General features: G+C 60.1%; 23 protein-coding genes and 1 pseudogene. 11 read left to right on the plus strand and 13 right to left on the minus strand.

The window, feature by feature from the left end; genetic code table 11:
• From AC1D2P_RS21575 to AC1D2P_RS21585, 3 genes and pseudogenes are all read right to left on the minus strand, one after another.
• Nucleotides 1-169, minus strand: a pseudogene (locus tag AC1D2P_RS21575) (IS5/IS1182 family transposase); the annotation flags it as partial.
• Between the two features lie 114 nt (nucleotides 170-283).
• Nucleotides 284-1,051 carry a TerC family protein gene (locus AC1D2P_RS21580; RefSeq protein ID WP_046031033.1) on the minus strand — a complete coding sequence of 256 codons (768 nt, stop codon included), beginning with the start codon at nucleotides 1,049-1,051 and terminating at the stop codon, nucleotides 284-286.
• Nucleotides 1,052-1,136: 85 nt separating this feature from the next.
• Nucleotides 1,137-2,444: a CitMHS family transporter gene (locus tag AC1D2P_RS21585; protein WP_477811581.1), complete on the minus strand. Its 1,308-nt coding sequence runs from the start codon at nucleotides 2,442-2,444 to the stop codon at nucleotides 1,137-1,139.
• A gap of 318 nt (nucleotides 2,445-2,762) precedes the next feature.
• On the opposite strand from AC1D2P_RS21585, the gene AC1D2P_RS21590 reads away from it, so the two are divergent.
• The gene (locus AC1D2P_RS21590; protein ID WP_109786880.1) at nucleotides 2,763-3,164 is read left to right on the plus strand and encodes a GFA family protein; all 402 of its coding nucleotides are present in this window, start codon (nucleotides 2,763-2,765) and stop codon (nucleotides 3,162-3,164) included.
• Here the strand turns inward: AC1D2P_RS21590 and AC1D2P_RS21595 are convergent, their stop codons facing one another.
• The gene (locus AC1D2P_RS21595) at nucleotides 3,165-3,491 is read right to left on the minus strand and encodes a DOPA 4,5-dioxygenase family protein (protein ID WP_046031026.1); all 327 of its coding nucleotides are present in this window, start codon (nucleotides 3,489-3,491) and stop codon (nucleotides 3,165-3,167) included.
• 83 nt (nucleotides 3,492-3,574) lie between these two features.
• On the opposite strand from AC1D2P_RS21595, the gene AC1D2P_RS21600 reads away from it, so the two are divergent.
• Nucleotides 3,575-4,240 (plus strand): NAD(P)-dependent oxidoreductase, encoded by a 666-nt coding sequence (locus tag AC1D2P_RS21600; protein WP_046031025.1) that lies wholly within the window; start codon nucleotides 3,575-3,577, stop codon nucleotides 4,238-4,240.
• Here AC1D2P_RS21600 and AC1D2P_RS21605 read toward each other — a convergent pair.
• Nucleotides 4,233-5,183: a choline sulfate utilization transcriptional regulator gene (locus tag AC1D2P_RS21605; RefSeq protein ID WP_109786879.1), complete on the minus strand. Its 951-nt coding sequence runs from the start codon at nucleotides 5,181-5,183 to the stop codon at nucleotides 4,233-4,235. The genes AC1D2P_RS21600 and AC1D2P_RS21605 overlap by 8 nt on opposite strands.
• A 114-nt stretch (nucleotides 5,184-5,297) precedes the next feature.
• Between AC1D2P_RS21605 and betC the strand changes: the two genes are divergently transcribed.
• The 3 genes from betC to AC1D2P_RS21620 all read left to right on the plus strand — a co-directional run bounded on the left by betC (nucleotide 5,298) and on the right by AC1D2P_RS21620 (nucleotide 9,489).
• Nucleotides 5,298-6,812 (plus strand): choline-sulfatase, encoded by a 1,515-nt coding sequence (gene betC / locus AC1D2P_RS21610; RefSeq protein ID WP_223522369.1) that lies wholly within the window; start codon nucleotides 5,298-5,300, stop codon nucleotides 6,810-6,812.
• A gap of 16 nt (nucleotides 6,813-6,828) precedes the next feature.
• Nucleotides 6,829-7,749 (plus strand): choline ABC transporter substrate-binding protein, encoded by a 921-nt coding sequence (gene choX, locus AC1D2P_RS21615; protein WP_477811582.1) that lies wholly within the window; start codon nucleotides 6,829-6,831, stop codon nucleotides 7,747-7,749.
• Between the two features lie 171 nt (nucleotides 7,750-7,920).
• Complete coding sequence (locus AC1D2P_RS21620; protein ID WP_077430974.1) at nucleotides 7,921-9,489, plus strand: SulP family inorganic anion transporter; 1,569 nt, start codon at nucleotides 7,921-7,923, stop codon at nucleotides 9,487-9,489.
• A gap of 103 nt (nucleotides 9,490-9,592) precedes the next feature.
• On the opposite strand, the gene aroE is transcribed toward AC1D2P_RS21620, so the two are convergent.
• Together aroE and hemF are read right to left on the minus strand one after the other, a co-directional pair.
• Nucleotides 9,593-10,414, minus strand: a complete 822-nt coding sequence (gene aroE, locus AC1D2P_RS21625) for a shikimate dehydrogenase (RefSeq protein WP_109786877.1) — start codon at nucleotides 10,412-10,414, stop codon at nucleotides 9,593-9,595.
• Between the two features lie 13 nt (nucleotides 10,415-10,427).
• The gene (gene hemF / locus AC1D2P_RS21630) at nucleotides 10,428-11,342 is read right to left on the minus strand and encodes an oxygen-dependent coproporphyrinogen oxidase (RefSeq protein ID WP_109786876.1); all 915 of its coding nucleotides are present in this window, start codon (nucleotides 11,340-11,342) and stop codon (nucleotides 10,428-10,430) included.
• A gap of 179 nt (nucleotides 11,343-11,521) precedes the next feature.
• Between hemF and AC1D2P_RS21635 the strand changes: the two genes are divergently transcribed.
• On the plus strand, nucleotides 11,522-12,499 hold the full coding sequence (locus AC1D2P_RS21635) for an NADPH:quinone reductase (RefSeq protein ID WP_109786875.1): 978 nt from the start codon (nucleotides 11,522-11,524) through the stop codon (nucleotides 12,497-12,499).
• A gap of 129 nt (nucleotides 12,500-12,628) precedes the next feature.
• On the opposite strand, the gene tsaC is transcribed toward AC1D2P_RS21635, so the two are convergent.
• The 3 genes from tsaC to AC1D2P_RS21650 all read right to left on the minus strand — a co-directional run bounded on the left by tsaC (nucleotide 12,629) and on the right by AC1D2P_RS21650 (nucleotide 15,446).
• A complete protein-coding gene (tsaC, locus tag AC1D2P_RS21640) occupies nucleotides 12,629-13,186 on the minus strand; it encodes an L-threonylcarbamoyladenylate synthase type 1 TsaC (protein WP_109786874.1) in 558 nt (185 codons plus the stop codon).
• 54 nt (nucleotides 13,187-13,240) lie between these two features.
• Nucleotides 13,241-14,341: a DNA-processing protein DprA gene (gene dprA / locus AC1D2P_RS21645; RefSeq protein WP_109786873.1), complete on the minus strand. Its 1,101-nt coding sequence runs from the start codon at nucleotides 14,339-14,341 to the stop codon at nucleotides 13,241-13,243.
• A gap of 79 nt (nucleotides 14,342-14,420) precedes the next feature.
• Nucleotides 14,421-15,446, minus strand: a complete 1,026-nt coding sequence (locus tag AC1D2P_RS21650) for a LysM peptidoglycan-binding domain-containing protein (protein ID WP_046031000.1) — start codon at nucleotides 15,444-15,446, stop codon at nucleotides 14,421-14,423.
• A gap of 173 nt (nucleotides 15,447-15,619) precedes the next feature.
• On the opposite strand from AC1D2P_RS21650, the gene def reads away from it, so the two are divergent.
• From def to AC1D2P_RS21675, 5 genes are all read left to right on the plus strand, one after another.
• Nucleotides 15,620-16,126, plus strand: a complete 507-nt coding sequence (gene def, locus AC1D2P_RS21655) for a peptide deformylase (protein ID WP_046030998.1) — start codon at nucleotides 15,620-15,622, stop codon at nucleotides 16,124-16,126.
• A gap of 57 nt (nucleotides 16,127-16,183) precedes the next feature.
• Entirely contained in the window at nucleotides 16,184-17,143 is a 960-nt protein-coding gene (gene fmt, locus AC1D2P_RS21660) for a methionyl-tRNA formyltransferase (RefSeq protein WP_109786872.1), read from the plus strand.
• A complete protein-coding gene (rsmB, locus tag AC1D2P_RS21665; RefSeq protein ID WP_477811583.1) occupies nucleotides 17,140-18,450 on the plus strand; it encodes a 16S rRNA (cytosine(967)-C(5))-methyltransferase RsmB in 1,311 nt (436 codons plus the stop codon). The genes fmt and rsmB overlap by 4 nt, the downstream gene beginning before the upstream one ends.
• A 22-nt stretch (nucleotides 18,451-18,472) precedes the next feature.
• The gene (trkA, locus tag AC1D2P_RS21670) at nucleotides 18,473-19,849 is read left to right on the plus strand and encodes a Trk system potassium transporter TrkA (RefSeq protein WP_077430976.1); all 1,377 of its coding nucleotides are present in this window, start codon (nucleotides 18,473-18,475) and stop codon (nucleotides 19,847-19,849) included.
• Nucleotides 19,850-19,987: 138 nt separating this feature from the next.
• The gene (locus AC1D2P_RS21675) at nucleotides 19,988-20,305 is read left to right on the plus strand and encodes a tetratricopeptide repeat protein (protein ID WP_177412261.1); all 318 of its coding nucleotides are present in this window, start codon (nucleotides 19,988-19,990) and stop codon (nucleotides 20,303-20,305) included.
• Here the strand turns inward: AC1D2P_RS21675 and AC1D2P_RS21680 are convergent, their stop codons facing one another.
• The 3 genes from AC1D2P_RS21680 to AC1D2P_RS21690 all read right to left on the minus strand — a co-directional run bounded on the left by AC1D2P_RS21680 (nucleotide 20,306) and on the right by AC1D2P_RS21690 (nucleotide 22,103).
• The gene (locus AC1D2P_RS21680) at nucleotides 20,306-20,545 is read right to left on the minus strand and encodes a PilZ domain-containing protein (protein ID WP_109786870.1); all 240 of its coding nucleotides are present in this window, start codon (nucleotides 20,543-20,545) and stop codon (nucleotides 20,306-20,308) included.
• A 72-nt stretch (nucleotides 20,546-20,617) separates the two neighbouring features.
• Nucleotides 20,618-21,505: a lysophospholipid acyltransferase gene (locus AC1D2P_RS21685; RefSeq protein ID WP_046030983.1), complete on the minus strand. Its 888-nt coding sequence runs from the start codon at nucleotides 21,503-21,505 to the stop codon at nucleotides 20,618-20,620.
• A 40-nt stretch (nucleotides 21,506-21,545) separates the two neighbouring features.
• The gene (locus AC1D2P_RS21690; RefSeq protein WP_046030982.1) at nucleotides 21,546-22,103 is read right to left on the minus strand and encodes a DNA-3-methyladenine glycosylase I; all 558 of its coding nucleotides are present in this window, start codon (nucleotides 22,101-22,103) and stop codon (nucleotides 21,546-21,548) included.
• Between the last annotated feature and the right edge of the window lie 3 nt (nucleotides 22,104-22,106).

Raw genomic sequence — 22,106 nt, forward strand, 5'->3', positions numbered from 1 at the left:
GACGACCTGTGCTTTTGGGCAGCGCTTTATCAAAGCCCAGTTGCACCAGATCCAGCTTGGCGACGTACAGGTCAATAACCCGAACGAGATGATCCTCGGGGATCAGTTCTTCCAGCGAGACCGGGAACAGACTGGTCTGGCTACGGGACTCACCTTGGATGTAAGCCATAACGAAAAATGCTCCGTATCTTTCGATACGGAGCATTTTCTTTGAGCTTTGCGCAGATTGCTAGGTTTTCACACAGTCTGCGAAGGCCCCTTTTTCTATCGCATGACAATCGGGTTATTGGCCCGGAATGTCCTTACGCAGTTTCACCGGATCTTGCTGCTTCTTCTTTTTCGCAATCGCGGTGCGCATCTTGATGTTGATCGCTTCAACCGCCAGCGAGAACGCCATGGCGAAGTAGACGTAGCCTTTTGGTACGTGTACGTCCAGGGACTCGGCAATCAGCACGGTACCGACGATCAACAGGAACGACAGCGCCAGCATTTTCAGCGACGGGTGTTTGTCGATGAACTCGCTGATGGTGCCGGAAGCCCACATCATCACCAGTACGGCAACGACGATCGCCGCGACCATGACCGGAACATGGGAGACCATGCCGACAGCGGTGATCACCGAATCCAGCGAGAACACGATGTCGATGATCGCGATCTGCACGATGGTGTAGAGGAAGTTGCCGCCCTTGCCGCTCGGTTCCTCGTTGGTTTCGTCTTCGCCTTCCAGCGCGTGGTACATCTCTTGCGAGCTCTTCCACAGGAGGAACAGACCACCGAAGAACAGAATCAGGTCGCGGCCGGAAATGCCCTGGCCAAACACCACGAACAGGTCCGCCGTTAGGCGCATGACCCAAGTGATCGACAGCAGCAACAGGATCCGCGTGATCATGGCCAGCGCCAGACCGAAAATCCGGGTGCGCGCCTGCATGTGCTTGGGCATGCGGCTGACCAGGATCGAAATCATGATGATGTTATCGATGCCCAGGACGATTTCCAGGGCGGTCAGGGTGAAGAAGGCAACCCAGATTTCAGGGTTGGTCAGCCATTCCATGTGTATTCCTTTGAGCGATTGTTAAACCGCAACGGGCCCAGGCTTCAAACCGCGAAGCCGGGACCCGTTGTGGTGAGTCTTGGGCTTATAGAGTGCTGAAGAGCGGAAAGATCCCCATCAGCAACGCTGCAACCAGTATGCACATGCACACCAACACTGCCCATTTCAGGGTAAAGCGCTGATGGTCACCGAATTCGATACCGGCCAGTGCCACCAACAAGTAGGTCGATGGTACCAGCGGGCTCAGCAAGTGGACGGGCTGACCGACGATCGAGGCACGTGCCATTTCAACTGCGGTTATACCGTAATGACTGGCGGCTTCGGCAAGTACTGGTAACACGCCGTAATAAAATGCGTCGTTCGACATGAAAAACGTGAACGGCATGCTCACCAGCGCAGTAATGACTGCCAGGTACGGACCGAGGAATTCAGGGATGACCGCCAACAGGCTCTTGGACATCGCATCGACCATACCGGTGCCGGTCAGGATACCGGTAAAGATACCGGCCGCGAAGATCAGGCCGACCACCGATAGAACGCTACCAGCGTGGGCCGCAATGCGATCCTTCTGCTGTTGCAGACATGGGTAGTTAACGATCATCGCGATACTGAACGCCACCATGAACAGCACCGGCAGCGGCAACAGGCCGGCGATCAGGGTGCACATCAGCGCCAGGGTCAGGAGGCCGTTGAACCAGATCAGCTTCGGACGACGCGCATCCGGGAACTGCGAAACGCTGATTTCACTGTGGTCGATTTCATCGCCGATCAGGTGCAACTCACCCAGGCGAGCACGCTCACGCTTACCGTAGAAGTAGGCAATCGCCAGGATCGCCACCACACCGGCCAGCATGGCTGGAATCATCGGTACGAAAATATCGGACGGGTCCACATGCAGTGCACTGGCCGCACGGGCAGTCGGGCCACCCCACGGGGTCATGTTCATCACGCCACCAGCGAGGATGATCAGACCGGCCATGATCCGCGGGCTCATGCCGATGCGGCTGTAGAGCGGCAGCATCGCGGCCACGCAGATCATATAAGTGGTCGCGCCGTCACCATCGAGGGAAACAACGAGCGCCAGAACGGCGGTGCCGACCGAAACTTTCAACGGGTCGCCCTTGACCAGTTTGAGGATCTTGCGCACGGCCGGGTCGAACAGGCCGGAGTCGATCATCAGGGCGAAGTACAGAATGGCGAACATCAGCATCACACCGGTCGGCGCGAGCTTGGTGATGCCTTCGAGCATCATCGGACCGATCTTCGGTGCRAAACCGCCGAACAGGGCGAASAGGATSGGSAYGATGATCAGGGCGATCAGCGCSGACAGGCGCTTGGTCATGATCAGGAACATGAACGTGATGACCATGGCAAAGCCAAGGAAAGTCAGCATGGGAATACTCCAGGCGTAGCGCGGCGAGGGGAAATGGGCGAACCGGGTGGGGTCAGCGCAGAACGGGGAGCACGAGGCGTACGGACGGAGTGACAGCGAAGCGGCGGGTAGCAGAGAACATCAGGATCACCATTGTTGTTGTTAAATGGGCCGTGCGAGCGATAAAACACTCATTGGCCAACCGGTCTGTTGCCGGCAGTGGGGCGATCCTAATCGGGGAAGCTTTCAGCCAGCTTTCGCCGATGAAAGCTTTGCGCGGATGTGCGACCGGTCGTCGGACGGGTTCAAAGCCCCTGAATACGGGGCAGGAGGCGAAATATGGGTGAAATTCATACAGGCGGATGCCACTGCGGACACATACGCTACCAATTCAGCGGGCCGCTGCACGACATCGCCCACTGTCATTGTTCGATTTGCCGAAGGGTCAGCGGCGGGATCGTGACCACCTGGATCACTGTGCCGACATCGGCGTTTGAATGGGTGAAAGGCACACCGACGCAGTACGATTCTTCAACAACCGGCGTACGTTACTTCTGCCCGAATTGTGGGGCGCAACTCGCGTTTATGACCCGTCTCAGCCCGCAGAACATCGACTTGACCATCGCCACCCTCGACCACCCGGAGCAGGCCCCGGCCGAGCGGCATATCTGGATGGACAGCCGCTTGCCCTGGTTGCACCTGGACGAGCACTTGCCGGGCGAAGCCGAAGAAAGCCTCTGATCAAAAAATAGACAGATCCAGCGGCCGGATTGCACCCATCCAGATCGCGTGCTCGGTGTGGTCGAGCAAGTCGTCGCCGGTGTCCGGGTGCAGGAACACCACCAACCCCTTGCGGTTGAGGGCCAGCCACGGCAATACATCGCCGATGAGTTCGGGGCCGAACGCCAATTGGCAGCTCCAGTCCGGGTGCGGGCCGACCAGCCGTTCATGCACGCGGCCCATCTTCAGCGGGAACAACTGCGCCGCCTGCTCGCACAAGGCCCGTGCCTGGTCGACCGTCCCGGCATCGAAATAAACGTGGGCGTGATAACCCTTGATCGGTTGCATCTGAATCCCTCAAATCCTGTTCGAACCCTCGACGATCCCCGCAGGTCACACGTCATATACTCAATGGAGGAGGAGTCTCAGCCATGAAAAACGCGGAAACCCCGGTGGTCAAAGTAGTGCTTTATGGTGCCATGAGTAGCTTGGGCAGTGCGCTGATTGCGCAAATGCTGCGCCGCCAACATGAAGTGATCGCCATTCTGGATGACCTGACGGCGCTGGCGCCGCGCCCGGGCCTTCGAACTAAAACCGGCGACCTGTTCGAGGCACAACGCGTTAAACAAAGTGTGGCGGGCTGCTCGGCCGTCATCTGCCTGTTAGACGCACCCGGGTTGCCTTTCAACAGCGAATACGTGGAAAAAACCATCGTGGTGGGCCCGGTCGAACAAGTGCTGGCGGTGGATGCACTGATCGACGGCATGCAAGCCGCCGGGGTGCACCGGCTGTTTCTGGTGGGCGATTTTGAAGTGCTGGATGATTCAGAAACAGAGGATCAGCTGCAACTCCACGCCGCCGAAGAAATCCGCGAGTCGCTACAAGCCAGTGCCTTGAAGTGGACCCTGGTGAATGCGCCACGCGGGGTGCCCGGGTTGAGCATCGAACATTTCAGCCATGTCTCCAGCCATCTGGAGCCGGGGCTGGCCGAACCGCTGGAGCGTCTGAACCGGGTCGCGGTGGGCATCGCCGATGAGCTAAAGCTGAACCTGCACATCCGTGAACACGTGAACTTCATCGCCACCGATCCTAAATAGCGATGGAAGGCAGCGCCAGGCCATTGAGCGATTGCGCGCTGCTGGCCTGCTCGGCCATCAACCAGTCCACAAACTGGTGAATCAACGCCCCGCGCCGTTTGCGCTGGGGCACGACCACGTAATAGCCGAGGCTGGACATCGCCGATTCCGCGACGGGACGACACAACAAACCCTGCGCCAGCAAGTTATCCACAAGGTGCCGCCAGCCGATCGCCACGCCCTGGCCGCCAATCGCCGCTTGAATCAGCAGCGTGTAATTGTCGAAGCGCAGTTGCCCCGGCGCCGGCGCCGAAGTTATCCCCAATTGACGAAATACACCGCTCCAGTCGAACCAGTTGCTGCTGTGTTCTCCCCGCAAGTGCAGCAAGGGAAATTCCAGCAGCGACTTGACCGGCAAGGGCAGGGGCCGATCCTTGAGCAACAGCGGGCTGCACACCGGAAAGACTTCTTCGCTGAACAGCCAATGGCTTTCACCCTGTTTGAAACGCCCATCGCCAAACAACACCGCCACATCGATATCCGTGCGCAGCATGTTGTGACTGCGCTCGCTGGTGACCAGGCTCACATCGACGTGCGGATTGGCGGCATGGAAGCGGTGCAGACGTGGCATCAGCCAGTACGCGGCGAAGGCAAAGTCGGTCGCCACTTGCAACACTTCATGTTGCTGTTGTGCGCTGATTGCGCTCAATCCTGCGTCGATATTCTGCAAACCGAGCTGAACCTGATCAAAAAGTATGGCCCCGGCCTCGGTCAGTTCGATACCTCGGTAGATGCGGTCGAACAGCCGCGTGGCGAGTTGCTCCTCCAACCGTTTGATCTGCTGGCTGACCGCCGGCTGCGTCGTGCCAAGCTCCACCGCCGCAGCGGTAAAGCTGCGATGGCGGGCCGCCGCTTCAAAGGCCCGCAGCAGGTCCAACGACAAGTCACCAAGGGCGTCATACATAAGCTGTGCTAATCCTAGTCATTGCCTGGCGTGGGCTTTACCACAATGTGCGTGGGTTACATGCTCGATCGCAGCACTCTCGCATAAATATTCACTATGGAATGCCGCGATCACATGAAGCGCAAGAACATTCTTTTCATCATGGCCGATCAAATGGCCGCGCCAATGTTGCCGTTCTACGGTCCTTCGCCCATCAAACTGCCGAACCTGAGCCGCCTCGCCGCCGAAGGCGTGGTGTTCGATGCCGCCTATTGCAACAGCCCCCTGTGCGCACCATCGCGTTTTACCCTGGTCAGCGGCCAGTTGCCGAGCAAGATCGGCGCCTACGACAACGCGGCCGATTTCCCCGCCGATGTGCCGACCTATGCCCACTACCTGCGTCGACTCGGTTATCGCACGGCGCTGTCCGGCAAAATGCACTTTTGCGGCCCGGACCAACTCCACGGCTACGAAGAGCGCCTGACCAGCGATATTTACCCGGCTGATTACGGCTGGGCAGTGAATTGGGATGAACCGGACGTGCGTCCGAGCTGGTATCACAACATGTCGTCGGTGCTGCAAGCCGGGCCGTGCGTGCGCACCAATCAGCTGGATTTCGATGAGGAAGTGGTGTTCAAGGCCCAGCAATACTTGTTCGACCACATCCGCGAAGACGGCGACCAACCGTTCTGCCTGACCGTTTCGATGACCCACCCACACGATCCGTACACGATTCCCAAGGCTTTTTGGGATATGTACGACGACGCCGACATCCCGCTGCCCGAAACACCGGCGCAGACAGAACTCGATCCGCACGCCCAGCGCTTGCTCAAGGTTTACGACCTGTGGGACAAGCCATTGCCTGTGGATAAAATTCGCGATGCGCGCCGCGCCTACTTTGGTGCTTGCAGCTATATCGACAGCAACGTCGGCAAACTCCTGCAAACGCTTGAAGAAACAGGGCTGATCGATGACACGATTATTGTCTTCTCCGGTGACCATGGCGACATGCTCGGCGAACGCGGGCTCTGGTACAAAATGCACTGGTACGAAATGGCTGCGCGAGTACCGCTGCTGATCAATGCGCCAGGGCAGTTCGGGCCAGGGCGAGTCAGCGCGGCTGTTTCCACCGCCGATCTGCTGCCCACCTTCGTAGAACTGGCTGGCGGCTCACTGGAACCTGGCTTGCCGCTGGACGGTCGTTCGCTGGTTTCGCACCTGCAAGGGCAGGGCGGTCACGACGAAGTGTTCGGCGAATACATGGCCGAAGGCACCATCAGTCCATTGATGATGATCCGTCGCGGCGCCTACAAATTCATCTACAGCGAAGACGACCCTTGCCTGCTCTTCGACGTACACAACGATCCGCGAGAACAGGAAGAACTCAGCCAGTCACCACAACATCGTTCGCTTTTCGAAGAATTTCTTGCCGAAGCCCGGGCCAAATGGAACATCCCGGCGATTCACCAACAGGTGCTCGCCAGCCAGCGACGCCGGCGTTTCGTTGCCGATGCGCTGACCCTCGGCAAGCTGAAGAGCTGGGATCACCAGCCGCTGGTCGACGCCAGTCAGCAGTACATGCGCAACCACATCGACCTCGATGATCTGGAGCGCAAAGCACGTTATCCACAACCCTGCCAAAACCAATAATCTCAAGGGGAAGTCCATGCAAAAGTTATCCACAGCACTGACGGTCGGGCTGCTGGCTCTGGGCAGTGCATCGGCGTTCGCCGATCAGAGTTGCGAGACGGTAAAAATGGCCGACCCAGGCTGGAGCGACATCGCCGCGACCAACGCCATCACCGGGTTTTTGCTGGATGGCATGGGCTACAAGGCAAAAGTCGACACCCTCGCGGTGCCCATCACCTTCGGCGGCCTGAAGGATGGCCAGGTCGATGTGTTCCTGGGTAACTGGATGCCGGCCCAGCAGGGTTTTTACGACAAGTTCGTGGCCACCGGCGATGTCACGCAATTGGCGAAAAACCTCGACGGCACCGAATTTACCCTCGCGGTTCCGGATTATGTGTGGGACGCGGGTGTGCATAACTTTGCCGACCTGAACAAATACGCCGACAAGTTCGACCATAAAATCTACGGCATTGGCTCCGGCGCCCCGGCGAACATCTCGCTACAGGAAATCATCAAGAAGAATGATTTCGACATGGGCCAATGGAAACTGGTGGAGTCCAGCGAGCAGGCGATGCTGGCCGAAGTGTCTCGCGCCGYGAAAAAGCAGAAATTCGTGACCTTCCTCGGCTGGACCCCGCACCCGATGAACGTGCAGTTGAAAATGCACTACCTCAAGGGTGGCGAAAAGTATTTCGGTGACACCGGCAGCGTCCATACCCTGACCCGCAAGGGCTACGCCGAAGCCTGTCCGAATGTGGGTAAGTTGCTGACCAACCTGAGCTTCACCCAGGACATGGAGAACAGCATCATGGCCGAGGTGGTGAACAAGAAGGTCAGCAATGCGGAGGCGGTCAAGGCGTGGATCAAGGCCAATCCAGCGGTGCTGGATAAATGGCTCGATGGCGTGAAAACCGCCGATGGCAAGGATGCGTTGCCGGCGGTGAAAGCCAAACTCTGAACCCCCGCCACCGATCGTTCCCACGCTCTGCGTGGGAATGCATCCCGTGACGCTCCGCGTCACATCTCCAAGCGGACGCAGAGCGTCCATGGCGGCGTTCCCACGCGGAGCGTGGGAACGATCGGCGGCTAGTCCTGCTACCCTTGCGCAAAAACCCACCCGAGAGGACCCATGGCCTTCCCCAGCCGCCATTCACTCTTTCCCTTTCTCAGTTGGTTGCCCCGGCAAACCCGCGCCAGCGTTGGTCGTGACCTGATCGTCGGCCTCAGCGGCGCGATTCTCGCGTTGCCGCAGTCCATTGCCTACGCACTGATCGCCGGTCTCCCACCTGAATACGGGTTGTACGCGGCCATCATCCCCGTGTTGATCGCCTGCCTGTGGGGTTCCTCGTGGCATTTGATCTGCGGTCCTACAGCGGCGATCTCCATTGTCCTGTTCGCCAGCGTCAGTCCTCTGGCCGTCCCCGCGTCACAGGACTACATCACGCTGATTTTGCTGCTGACACTCCTGGCCGGCGTTTTCCAGTGGCTGTTGGGCCTGTTACGTTTCGGCGCCTTGGTGAATTTTGTCTCGCATTCCGTGGTGCTGGGTTTCACCCTCGGTGCGGCGGTGGTAATTGCCATCGGCCAGTTGCCGAACCTGTTGGGCCTGGACTTGCCCAGCCAGGCCACGGCGCTCGACAGTTTCCTGATGCTGTTCAAGCACCTCGGCGCCCTGGATAAACCGTCGTTGGCGCTGGGGCTGGCGACGGTTGTTGTCGGCGCGGTGCTGAAATCATTGCTGCCTCGCTGGCCGACGCTGTTGATCACGCTGGTCCTCGCCGGGCTGCTGGTGTGGCTATGGCCCTCCATGTTCGGCCATGTGAAATTGGTCAGCGCATTTGTCGGGCGCTTGCCACCCTTGAGCCCCCTGCCGCTGGATCTGGACCTTATCCTGCGTTTGCTGCCGAGCGCAGTGGCGGTGGGCATGCTGGGGCTGGTGACCAGCCTGTCGATTGCCCGCTCGTTGTCGGCCCGCTCCCAGCAGTTGCTCGACGCCAATCAAGAAGTTCGCGCCCAGGGCTTGTCCAACATTGTCGGTGCGTTTTTTTCCGGTTCGCTGTCCGCCGGCTCCTTCACCCGCTCGGGCCTGAGCTATGAAGCCGGCGCCTGCTCACCCATGGCCGGGGTGTTCTCGGCGGTGTGGGTCGCGCTGTTCGCCATCTTCGGCGCCGGGTTGATCGCCCACATCCCGATCCCGGCCATGGCCGGCAGCATTTTGCTGATCGCCTGGGGATTGGTGGACCATCGCGGGATTCGTGCCCTGTTGCGCGTCAGCCGTGCCGAATTCGCGGTCATGGCCCTGACCTGTGTCGCCACTTTGCTGCTGGAGTTGCAGACGGCGATTTATGCCGGGGTGCTCGCCTCGTTGTTCTTCTACCTCAAACGCACCTCGCAACCGCGCGTGCAGCATTCGCGCGATGGGGATGAAGACATTCTGCGGGTGGGCGGTTCGATTTTTTTCGGCGCCAGCCATTACCTGCAAGTGCGCCTGCAACGTCTGCACGGTGCGCGCGTCGTGATCGAGGCGCAGCAGATCAACTTCATCGATTACTCAGGGGTGGAAATGCTGCATCAGGAAGCGCGGCGGCTGCTCAAGCAGGATCGCAGCCTGACCCTGCGACGCGCGCGGCCGCAGGTGGTGGACGAATTGAGGAAGCTGGAAGGGGCCGACAAGTGCCCGATCCGGTTTGAAGACTGAAACACGCCTTTGTAGGAGCAAGGCTTGCCCGCGATAAACGATAACGCGGTATGCCTGAGACACCGCGGCGCCTGAATCGCGGGCAAGCCTTGCTCCTACAAAGTTATATGGCGAGCTGGCGGCGCAGTTCGGCCAGCACTGGCGCCGTATCCGGGCGCACACCGCGCCACAGGAAGAAGGCTTCTGCCGCCTGTTCAGCGAGCATGCCCAAACCATCCATCGACACCGCCGCGCCATGCTCCGTGGCCCAACGGCAGAACGAAGTCGGCTCCTTGCCATACATCATGTCGTAGCAAACGGTTTTGCCCGGCTCGATCAAGCTGCCGGCAATCGGCGGCACGTCACCCGACAGGCTCGCCGACGTCGCATTGATGATCAGGTCCACCGACTCTTTCAACCAGTCGAAACTACTGGCCGAGACCGGGCCCAGGTCTGCGAACAACTCCGCCAGTAACTCGGCTTTTTCCACGGTGCGGTTGGCGATCACCAAGGAGGCCGGTTGTTCGGCCAGCAACGGTTCCAGAGCGCCGCGCACTGCGCCACCCGCCCCCAGCAACAGGATGCGTTTGCCCTTGAGGCTGAAACTGGCGTTGACCGTCAGGTCCCGCACCAGCCCGGCGCCGTCGGTGTTATCGCCCAGCAGGCTGCCATCGGCGAGTTTGCTCAGGGTGTTTACCGCACCGGCCCGCTGTGCCCGCGCCGTCAGGCTATTCGCCAGCCGATAAGCCTCTTCTTTGAACGGTACGGTCACGTTGGCGCCGCGACCTTCGAGGAAAAATGTCCGGGCGCAGGTGGAGAAGTCGTCAAGTGGCGCCAGCAGCGTGTTGTAGTCCAGCTTTTGCGCGGTCTGCTCGGCGAACAGGCGATGGATCAGAGGCGACTTGCTATGGCCAATCGGGTTACCGAATACAACGTAACGGTCCATAAGAACTCCTCGTTCAGGCCTCGGCCAACCAATCGCGGTCTTGCAGGAAGTACTCGGTCAGGCGGGCTTCTTCGCTGCCTGGTTCGGCTTTCCAGTCATAGCCCCAGCGCACTTGCGGCGGCAGGGACATGAGGATCGACTCGGTACGCCCGCCCGATTGCAGGCCGAACAAGGTGCCACGGTCGTAGACCAGGTTGAACTCAACGTAACGGCCACGACGGAACTCCTGGAATTCACGTTGCCTGGCGGTGAACGCATCGTGTTTGCGGCGCTGCACGATCGGCAGATAAGCGTCGATGTACGCATCACCGATGGCGCGCATGAACGCGAAGCTGGTATCGAAGTCCCACTCGTTCAAGTCATCGAAGAACAGGCCGCCGATGCCGCGCGGCTCGTGACGATGCTTGATGTGGAAATAGCTGTCGCACCAGGCTTTGTAGCGCGAATAGACGTCCGGGCCGAACGGTGCGCAGGCCTGCTCGGCGACGCGGTGCCAATGCACGCAATCGTCTTCATTGCCGTAATAAGGGGTCAGGTCGAAGCCGCCGCCGAACCACCAGACCGGTTCTTCACCTTCTTTTTCAGCGATGAAAAAGCGCACGTTGGCGTGGGAAGTGGGTACGTGCGGGTTGTGCGGATGAATCACCAGCGACACGCCGAGGGCTTCAAAGCCACGCCCGGCCAGTTCTGGCCGATGAGCGCTGGCAGAAGGCGGGAGACCGCTGCCGAAAACGTGGGAAAAGTTGACACCACCCTTTTCAATCACTGCACCGTTTTCGATCACTCGCGTGCGACCGCCGCCACCGGCAGGCCGGGTCCAGGCGTCTTCGACGAAGCGTGTGCCGCCGTCTTCAGCTTCGAGGGCCGCGCAAATGCGGTCTTGCAGGTCGAGCAGGTAGGCTTTTACGGCCTCGGTGCGGGTCGTCATGTCATCACCTTGAATCGGGCAAAACTACGCGGCGCTCCATCAGAGCGGGGACCGGCGCAAATGGGCGCGTAGCATAACATCGCAGACAGGCCTGCCGCAGTTGACGAAGATCAGGGTTAGGAGTTCGATAGGGCGCTTCGCGCTACAACCCCAGTAGCTAAGACCTAAGGAGAGTTCTGATGGCCAAGCGTATCCAGTTCCGCGCCCATGGCGGCCCCGAAGTGCTCGAGTATGTCGATTACCAACCCGCCGAGCCCGGCCCGCATCAGGTCCGCGTCACCAACAAGGCCATCGGCCTGAATTTCATCGATACCTATTACCGCAGCGGCCTCTATGCGCCCCCCGCGCTGCCGTCAGGTGTGGGCTCGGAAGGCGCGGGCGTGGTCGAGGCGGTGGGCAGCGAAGTCACACGTTTCAAGGTTGGTGATCGCGTGGCTTACGGCAGCGGTCCGTTGGGCGCCTACAGCGACGTTCATGTGTTGCCCGAGGCCAATCTGGTGCTTCTGCCGGACGCCATCAGCTTCGAAACGGCGGCCGGGGTCATGCTCAAGGGCCTGACCGTGCAGTACCTGCTGCGTCAGACCTATGAACTCAAGGGTGGCGAAACCATTTTGTTCCACGCTGCCGCCGGTGGCGTAGGCTCCCTGGCTTGCCAATGGGCGAAGGCGTTGGGCGTGAAGTTGATCGGTACGGTCAGCTCGCCTGAGAAAGCCGCGCTCGCCAAGGCCAATGGCGCTTGGGCGACCATCGATTACAGCCATGAAAACGTCGCACAACGCGTGCTGGAACTGACTGACGGGAAGAAAGTACCGGTGGCGTATGACGGTGTCGGCAAAGACACCTGGCTGACATCGCTCGATAGCGTTTCGCCGAGGGGGTTGGTGGTGAGCTTCGGCAATGCGTCCGGCGCGGTGGACGGGGTGAACCTGGGGATTTTGGCGGCGAAGGGTTCGCTGTACGTGACCCGGCCAACGCTGGCGACTTATGCCAACAATGCCGAGAACTTGCAGCGCATGGCCGATGAACTGTTCGAGATGATCATCAGCGGGAAGCTGAAGGTGGACATCAGCCAGACGTTTGCCTTGGAAGACGCGGCGAAGGCGCAGACCGAATTGTCGGCGCGGCGTACGACGGGTTCGATAGTGCTGCGGCCATAAGACATTCGATGTCAGTCAGGACCTCATCGCGGGCAAGCCCGCTCCCACAGGTCCGAGTCGTACACAACTTATGTGAACGACCGAAACCTTGTGGGATCGGGCTTGCCCGCGATGAGCGATGACGCGATCTTAGTCCGGGCGCACAACGTGCCCGGTCGCGAGGTCTCGAATCACGCTCGGGTTCTTGCGCCCCCCCAGATTCCCGCCCAACACCAAATCCAGCTCTCCGCGGAAATACTGCTCCACGCGAAGCCGCGTGCGCGCCGCCGGCCGTCCCTGCGGGTTGGCCGAAGTCGACACCAACGGCCCGACAATGGCGCATAAATCCCGCACCAGCGGATGATCGCTGACCCGCAACGCAACGGTTTCATGCACTCCGGTGATCCACTGCGGCAACAGATTCTGATGCGGCACCAGCCAGGTGTTAGGCCCCGGCCAGGTACTGGCCATGCGGTCCATCCACAGTTCCGGGAAGTCTTCGAAGAGGAAGTCGAACTGACGAATGTTGTCGGCTACCAGAATCAGGCCCTTCTCCATAGACCGACCCTTGAGCATCAGCAGACGATACACCGCTTCTTCGTCCCACGGATCGCAACCCAGCCCCCAGACCGCTTCGGTCGGATAGGCAATGACCGCCCCTGCGCGAACGGCTTGCGCGGCTTGTTGCACACGCCAACTGTTGACCATGAAAAACTCTCCAGAATAAGGCTCTGCGCAGTTTACCGATCTTCCTTATAAAACCTAGCTCACCCGCGCAAACCAACGCCCGCTTTCGCAGATTGCGCGACCGTCCATCTCCAGCTCCGTCAGCGCGGCCAGCACTTTGGACAACGCCCAGCCACTGGAGACGGACAACGCCTCACTGGTGTGCGGCGCGGCGTGCAACAGTATGAGCAACGGATGGGTCACCGAGGGTTTCTCGCTGGATAACGGCAACCGCTGCCAGCCACGCAAGGCTTCGAGGATATGTTCGACAGTTTCCACCAGTATCGCACCGTCACGGATCAGCCGATGGCAGCCCTTGGCGCCTGGGTGATGAATCGACCCGGGAATCGCATAAACCTCCCGACCTTGCTCCCCTGCCAGTCTCGCCGTAATCAACGAACCACTGGCAACGCTGGCCTCGACCACCAGCACGCCGAGCGACAAACCGCTGATAATTCGATTGCGCCGGGGGAAGTTGCTGGCGGTAGGGCCGGCGTCCAGCGGGAACTCCGAAAGCACTGCGCTCCCCGACGCAATCATGGCGTCAGCCAGACGTCTGTTGCGCTGTGGATAAAACTTTTCAAGTCCCGTGCCAAGCACCCCGACCGTTCGCCCGCCCACATCCAGAGCGGCTTGATGCGCGGCGGCATCAATACCCAGTGCCAGACCGCTGGTGATGACAAAACCGGCCCCCGCCAGGCTGCGGGAAAACGCGGCGGCGGTGTCCATGCCCGGACGCGAGGCGCGACGACTGCCGACCATCGCCAGCTGCGGTTTCTCCAGAATCCCGGGATCACCTGCAACGAACAACAATGGCGGCGCATCACTGATTTCTGCGAGCAGCGCCGGGTAGTCAGGTTGGTCCCACATCAATAAATGCTGGCCTGGACGCTCTAGCCAGGCCAATGCGTGGCTGGCGCCATCACGTACTTCATTGGTACGGCGAGCTTCGGCGCACGCCAATGGCAAGCCCAGCGAACGCCAGGCACTGGCCGGCGCGCTGATGGCTTTTGAGGCCGAGCCGAAGGCTTCGAGCAGTTTTTTGAAACGCGCCGGGCCGAGTTCAGGCAAACGGTGCAAACGTAAACGAGCTTCCAGCTCCGCAGGGGACACCGGTGTAACAGCAGGCAGCGACATGGATCATCCTTGATCGTTATGAGCCCCGTCGAAACGGGAATAAGCTGTGGATAACTCTGTTGGTAACTTGTGGAGCAGGTTAAGGATTTCGCACCTTGTCCATGACGGCCAGTGAGCGCGAAGCGTTGAGCACAAGCCCGTAGCTGAGCTTGTCGTAAGTGCGGAAAACCATCAGCAGACCGGCGCGCTCATCGGGAATTTTCAGTGGCTGACCGGTGATCCGGTCGCGTACGGTTTCGCCGGTTTTCATCACCACCAGCACGTTGCCTTCGGCCAGGCCATCACGTTGCCCCTTGTTCAGCGTGACCACGTCCAGCGCGCCAATCTGCGTCACCCCTCGCGGCACATCGATGATCACCCCGTTGACCTGGGTTTTCGGTGCACTGGGCATAAAGGTCGAGTTGATCGAGCGTTCTTCGCCACTGAACAAGCGGTCACCGAGACGCACCTCTTGAGTCGTGCGTTGTAGCGCCAATGTCGCGACGTCGCCTTCGGTGGCGACAATTTCGCCGCCGCCGATGTCGTCGGCGTTGATCCCCAGGAACTCCTTGCTCTCGGGATCGGTGTAGACCTTGCCTTGGCGGAAAATGCCGTAGACCGGCTGGTTCGGGTCAAAGTGGCCACGGGCGAAGATGCGGTCGCCCATGCCGCTGAGCACGCGCTCCGCATCGCCGGCGACGATGTAAGGCGCCTTGTCGAAATCCTCGACCTTGTCGACGATGCGGTTGCTCAACAGAAAGCTGTTGATCGATCGCAGCGCAATGCTCGGGATGGCCTCGGCCACTGGCGAGCTGCGCACCTGTGGCGAGAGTTTGATGGTGCCGCGCGATGCCCCGCGATTGAGGGTCAGACGGGGCTGGCCGTTGACGTAGACCAGCGACAGTGAGTCGCCGGGGAATATCAGATTGGGGTTTTCGATTTGCGGATTAACCTGCCACAGCTCGGGCCATTGCCACGGCTGGCGCAGAAATTTTCCCGAGATGTCCCAGAGTGTGTCCCCCGCAACCACTGTGTATTGCTGTGGAAAACCTTCCTTGAGTTGCACTTGCCCGTGCGCCAAACCGGCCGAGGCCAGAAGGAGCAAGGCGAGTAGTGATTTCCTCATGCGGTGAATCCCTTTATTATGTGCGTTCGCGTAAAACGCCAGAGCCTTCGTGGCTCGCTCCCTTTTTCTTTCCTGAACAGAAAAAGAGAGCTACGTTTTACAACGGTAGCCTGCATCTTCGGACCCGCCAGGCCATCGACCCGACTTCCCTCACACGTGCAGCAATTGAGCTTATGGCCATTTTAAACATCCTCGAATTCCCCGATTCGCGCCTGCGCACTATCGCCAAACCTGTGGCCGTAGTGGACGACGAAGTGCGTCAGTTGGTCGATGACATGTTTGAAACAATGTATGAAGCGCCAGGCATCGGCCTCGCCGCGACCCAGGTCAACGTGCACAAACGCATCGTGGTGATGGACCTCTCCGAAGACCGCACCGAACCACGGGTGTTCATCAACCCCGAGTTCGAAACCCTGACTGACGAGATGGAGCAGTATCAGGAAGGCTGTCTCTCGGTGCCGGGCTTCTACGAAAACGTCGATCGCCCGCAGAAGGTCAAGATCAAGGCCCTGGACCGCGACGGCCAGCCTTACGAACTGATCGCCGAAGGCCTGCTCGCGGTGTGCATCCAGCATGAATGCGACCACCTGAACGGCAAATTGTTCGTCGACTATCTGTCCAGTCTCAAACGCGACCGAATCAAGAAGAAACTGGAAAAGCTCCATCGCCAGAACGCTTGATGCCCTCCTTTCAAAGGCTTGCTGCGGCAAGCCTTTTTCTTTTGCGAGACCTTCTATATGACTGAGCCACTGCGCATCGTCTTTGCCGGCACCCCGGAATTCGCCGCCGAACACCTCAAGGCCCTGCTTGACAGCCCTTATGAGATCGTCGCGGTTTACACCCAGCCGGACCGTCCGGCGGGCCGTGGGCAAAAGCTGATGCCTAGCCCGGTCAAACAGTTGGCTCAGGAAAACAACATCCCGGTGTTGCAACCGCCAACCCTGCGCAACGAAGAGGCTCAGGCTGAACTGGCCGCGCTCAAGCCGGACTTGCTGGTGGTGGTCGCCTACGGCCTGATCCTGCCGCAAGTGGTGCTGGATATTCCGCGCCTGGGTTGCATCAACAGCCACGCCTCGCTGCTGCCACGCTGGCGCGGGGCGGCGCCGATCCAGCGCGCCGTCGAAGCAGGCGATGCTGAAAGTGGCGTGACCGTGATGCGCATGGAACTGGGCCTGGACACTGGCCCGATGCTGCTGAAAGTCACCACACCGATCACCGCTGAAGACACCGGTGGTAGCCTCCACGACCGTCTGGCGGAACTGGGCCCACCGGCCGTGATTCAAGCCATTGCCGGCCTCGCAGCGGGCACGTTGGAAGTCGAAGTGCAGGACGACAGCCTCGCCACTTACGCACACAAATTGAACAAGGATGAAGCGCGCATCGACTGGAGCCGTCCGGCCATCGAGCTTGAACGTCTGGTCCGCGCCTTCAACCCATGGCCGATTACCCACAGCACACTGAACGGCGAAGCGCTGAAAGTGCTGGCCGCGAGCCTCGCTGAAGGAAAGGGCGCGCCAGGGGAAATTCTCAGCGCCAGCAAGGACGGTCTGATCGTCGCGTGCGGTGAGCAGGCGTTGTGCCTGAGCCGTCTGCAATTGCCCGGCGGCAAGGCACTGAACTTCAGCGACTTGTTCAACAGCCGTCGTGAGAAATTCGCGGTCGGCACCGTGCTCGGTCACACGGCGGACGCTCAATGAACCCGCGCCTGGCCGCCGCCAAGGCACTTGCCGCTGTTCTTAACGGAAAAGCCTCACTCAACAGTTCTCTGCCCACGCAAATGGACAAGGTGGAAGACCGCGACCGCGGTTTCACCCAGGACCTGGCGTTCGGCACCGCGCGCTGGCAGCCGCGTTTGTCGGCGCTGGCGGCCAAGTTGCTGCAAAAACCCTTCAAGGCTGCGGATGCCGACGTCGAGGCGCTGTTGCTGGTCGGCCTCTATCAACTGCTCTACACCCGCGTTCCGGCCCACGCCGCCATCGGTGAAACGGTCGGTTGCGCCGACAAGTTGAAGAAGCCTTGGGCCAAAGCCTTGCTCAATGCTGTGCTGCGCCGCGCCCAGCGGGAAAGCGAAGCGTTGCTGGCCGAGCTGGAGCACGACCCGGTGGTGCGCACCGCCCACCCGCGCTGGCTGCAAAAGTCTCTGAAAGCGTTCTGGCCGCAGCAATGGGAAGCCATTTGCGCGGCGAACAATGCGCATCCACCGATGATTCTGCGGGTCAACCGTCGTCATCACACTCGCGATGCTTACCTTGGGTTGCTGACCGAAGCCGGGATCGCCGCGACGCCGTGCGTGTACAGTCAGGACGGCATCATCCTGGAGTCCGCCGCCGATGTGCGCAGCCTGCCGGGGTTCGCCGAAGGCTGGATCAGCGTGCAGGATGAAGCGGCGCAACTGGCTGCCGACCTGCTCGATCTGGCGCCGGGCCAACGGGTACTGGACGCTTGCTGCGCACCGGGCGGCAAGACCTGCCACATCCTTGAAGCCGAACCGAAGCTGGYGGGCGTGGTAGCGGTGGACCTTGAAGCCAAGCGTCTGGTGCGGGTGCGGGAAAACCTCGAACGCCTGAAACTCAGCGCCGAGCTGATCGCCGCCGATGGCCGTGACACCGCCACCTGGTGGGATGGCAAACCGTTTCAACGCATCCTGCTGGACGCGCCGTGCTCGGCGACGGGGGTCATCCGTCGTCATCCGGACATCAAGTTGACTCGCCAACCCGACGACATCGCCGCGCTGGCGGTACTGCAAGGTGAACTGCTCGACGCCCTGTGGATAACTCTGGAAGTGGGTGGCATTCTGCTGTACGCCACCTGTTCCACACTGCCGACCGAAAACACTGAAGTCATCGAAGCCTTCCTCGCCCGTACGCCGGGCGCCCGAGAGCTGGACCTCGCCACTGCCGCTGGCATCAAGCAACCTCACGGTCGCCAGTTGCTGGCCCAGGAAGGCGGGCACGACGGGTTCTACTACGCCAAGCTGATCAAGATTGCCGCTGCGCGCGGTTAAACGGATTTAATGGAGTGACTGGATGAAAATCATCATCCTCGGTGCAGGGCAGGTCGGTGGTTCGCTGGCAGAACATTTGGCGAGCGAAGCCAATGACATCACGGTGGTCGACACCGACGGCGAACGCTTGCGCGACCTCGGTGATCGCCTGGACATCCGCACGGTGCACGGCCGCGGCTCGCTGCCGACGGTACTGCGCCAGGCCGGCGCAGACGATGCCGACATGCTGGTGGCCGTGACCAACAGCGATGAAACCAACATGGTTGCCTGTCAGGTCGCGCACACGCTGTTTCATACGCCGACCAAGATCGCTCGCGTACGCGAAGCCTCCTACCTTACGCGCGCCGACGAGTTGTTCGACAACGACGCGATCCCGGTGGATGTGCTGATCAGTCCCGAACAAGTGGTGACCAACTACATCAAGCGCCTGATCCAGCATCCAGGCGCCTTGCAGGTGATCGACTTCGCCGAAGGCAAAGCACAATTGGTGGCCGTGAAGGCGTATTACGGCGGGCCGCTGGTGGGTCAGCAACTGCGGCAATTGCGCGAACACATGCCGAATGTCGAAACCCGTGTCGCTGCGATTTTCCGCCGTGACCGGCCGATCCTGCCGCAGGGCGATACAGTCATCGAGGCGGACGACGAAGTGTTTTTCATCGCGGCCAAGGCGAATATTCGCGCCGTGATGAGCGAAATGCGCCGGTTGGATGAAACCTACAAACGCATCGTGATTGCCGGGGGCGGGCAGATCGGCGAGCGCCTGGCCGAGGCCATCGAAAGCCGTTATCAGGTGAAAATCATCGAGATGAACCCGGCACGCTGCCGTCATCTCTCGGACACCCTCGACAGCACCGTGGTGTTGCAGGGCAGTGCCTCCGACCGCGACTTGTTGATGGAAGAGAACATCGCCGACGCCGATATCTTCCTGGCCCTGACCAACGATGACGAAGCCAACATCATGTCCTCGTTGCTGGCCAAGCGCCTGGGCGCGAAGAAGGTGATGACCATCATCAACAACCCGGCGTATGTGGACCTGATTCAGGGCGGTGACATCGACATCGCCATCAGCCCGCAATTGGCGACCATCGGCACGTTGCTGGCCCACGTGCGCCGCGGCGATATCGTCAGCGTGCACTCATTGCGCCGGGGCGCGGCAGAGGCGATTGAAGCGATTGCCCACGGTGATGCGAAATCGAGCAAGGTGATCGGCAAGGCCATCGAGAACATCGGTTTGCCGCCGGGCACCACCATCGGCGCGATTATTCGTGATGAAGAAGTGATCATCGCGCATGACAACACCGTGATTGAAACGGGCGACCATGTGATTTTGTTCCTTGTGGATAAAAAGCATATTCGCGATGTGGAGAAGCTGTTCCATGTGGGGCTGAGTTTCTTCTGAGGTTTTAACTGATCGTTCCCACGCTCTGCGTGGGAATGCAGCCCGGAACGCTTCGCGTCCCTGCCGAAGCGGACGCCGAGCATCCATTGAGGCATTCCCACGCGGAGCGTGGGAACGATCACTGACTGAGGGGTAGTGCTGATGATCGAATCCCTGGAAAAAATGCTCGCCAAGGGTGTGGATAACTCATTGCTGCGCTTTGGCCTGGGCAAGGGTTATCTGGATCTTGGGGAAAACGCCAAGGCTGCCGAGCATTTCCAGCGCTGTGTCGAGTTCGATCCGAAGTATTCGGCGGCCTGGAAACTATTGGGCAAGGCCTGGCTGGCGCAGGAGGATTTCGCGGCGGCCCGGCAGGCGTGGGAACAAGGTCTGAATGCCGCTCGCGCCCATGGCGACAAGCAGGCAGAGAAGGAGATGACGGTGTTTCTGAAGAAGCTCGAGCGCAACGCGCACTGATCAGAGGTAGCGCAGGCCTATCCCGTCGGCATCCACCTGAATCACTTCCATGCGCACACGCGGCGCACCTGTGGGTAAGCCCTGCACCTGCCCATAGACCACCGCGCCCTTAGGCAACGACGACAGCCCCGGATGTTTGACGTAGACACCCGTGGTCGAAAGGTTGCGTGTCTGGCCCAGGCATTCACCGAAGCTTTCATGGCTGATTTTGATGCGAAACGATTTGCGGTGTTCGGACATCTGCTGCGCCCTTTAATGAACAGTTGTGGATAACCCAGGCTCGGGAATTATCCACAGATCATGCCAATCAACTCAATACCAGCGTTCTTCACCCGGTGGACGCTTCTTGAAGCGCTTCATACTCCACATGTACTGGCTCGGATACGCCCCGACATAACGCTCGACCACTTTACTCATGGCCGCACAGGACTCCGCTGTGTCGGTGCTGTACATGGCCTCTGGCGCGGCTTCCAGGATCACTTTGTAGCCCGAACCGTCCGGCAACCGCAGGGCATGCAGGAACACGCCGACCGCTTTGCCGCCGGCGAGCATGTTCGGCACGAACTTGCTGGTCAGCGCCTGGGTTGCGAAGAAGGGCACGAAAATTCCGGCGGATTCGGCCGGTTCCGGGTCAGCGGGAATGCCCACTGCACCACCTTTGCGCACTTCTTTGATGACGCTGAGGATGCCTTCCTTGGTGGAAGCGGCCACTTTGTTGCCAAGCTGTACCCGTTGCTTTTGCAGCAATTCATCCACAGCCTTCAACTTCGGTGGACGATAAAAAATGATCGGTTTGCACTGGCTGCAATAGAAGTGATTGAGCACTTCCCAGTTGCCCAGGTGGCTGGTGATGCCGACCACGCCTTTGCCGGAGGCGAGGGCGTCCTTCAATATGTCGAGGCCTTCGACTTCGCGCACCAGGTCAATGGAGCGCTGGGCCGGCCAGATCCACGCGCAGGCGCTTTCGGTCAGGGACTTGCCGATGTCCTTCAAGCTCTGGCCCACCAGGCGCTCACGCTCGGCCGGGTCCATCTGTGGAAAACATTTGGCGAGGTTGATCCGCACCACGTCGCGGGATCTGTTCGGGGTTTTCCACATGACCCAGCCAATCGCCGAGCCCACGGCCTGTACGGCCCGCCACGGAAGCAGGGCAAACAGCCGCAGAGCGCCTACCAGCAAGGCGCCTTTCAACTTATCCACAGGTCACTCCTGAATTTGTGCTGTGCGCGAGGCGGCTATTCTAACCGCCGTTCGCTAAAGTCGCGTAGCGATCGCAATCGCGGGTGTGGTCCATGACCATGCCCGAGGCCTGCATCAGCGCGTAGCAAATCGTCGGGCCGACGAACGTGAAGCCGGCCTTTTTCAGGCCTTTGCTCATTTCCACGGCGGTCGGCGTGACGGCCGGAACTTCGCTGCGATCCTTGAAATGATTGATCACCGGCGTACCGCCGACGAACGACCAGAGAAACGCCACCGGGTCCTCCAGCGCCAGCCAGGCCTGCGCATTACGCCGGGCCGCGTTGAGCTTGAGGCGGTTGCGGATGATGCCCGGGTCGAGCATCAATTCATCGATTTCCGCGTCGCTCATTTGCGCCACGCGCTGTACATCAAACCCAAACATCACCTGGCGATAATGCTCGCGTTTGCGCAACACAGTGATCCAGGAAAGACCGGCCTGGAACCCTTCGAGCAAAAGCAACTCGAACAATCCCTGCGCATCGCGTAGCGGCGTGCCCCACTCCTGATCGTGATAAGCCATGTACAGCGGATCTTCGGAACACCAAAAGCAGCGTGGCATAAG

The organism is Pseudomonas sp. P1_F1_2, assembly GCF_056405815.1.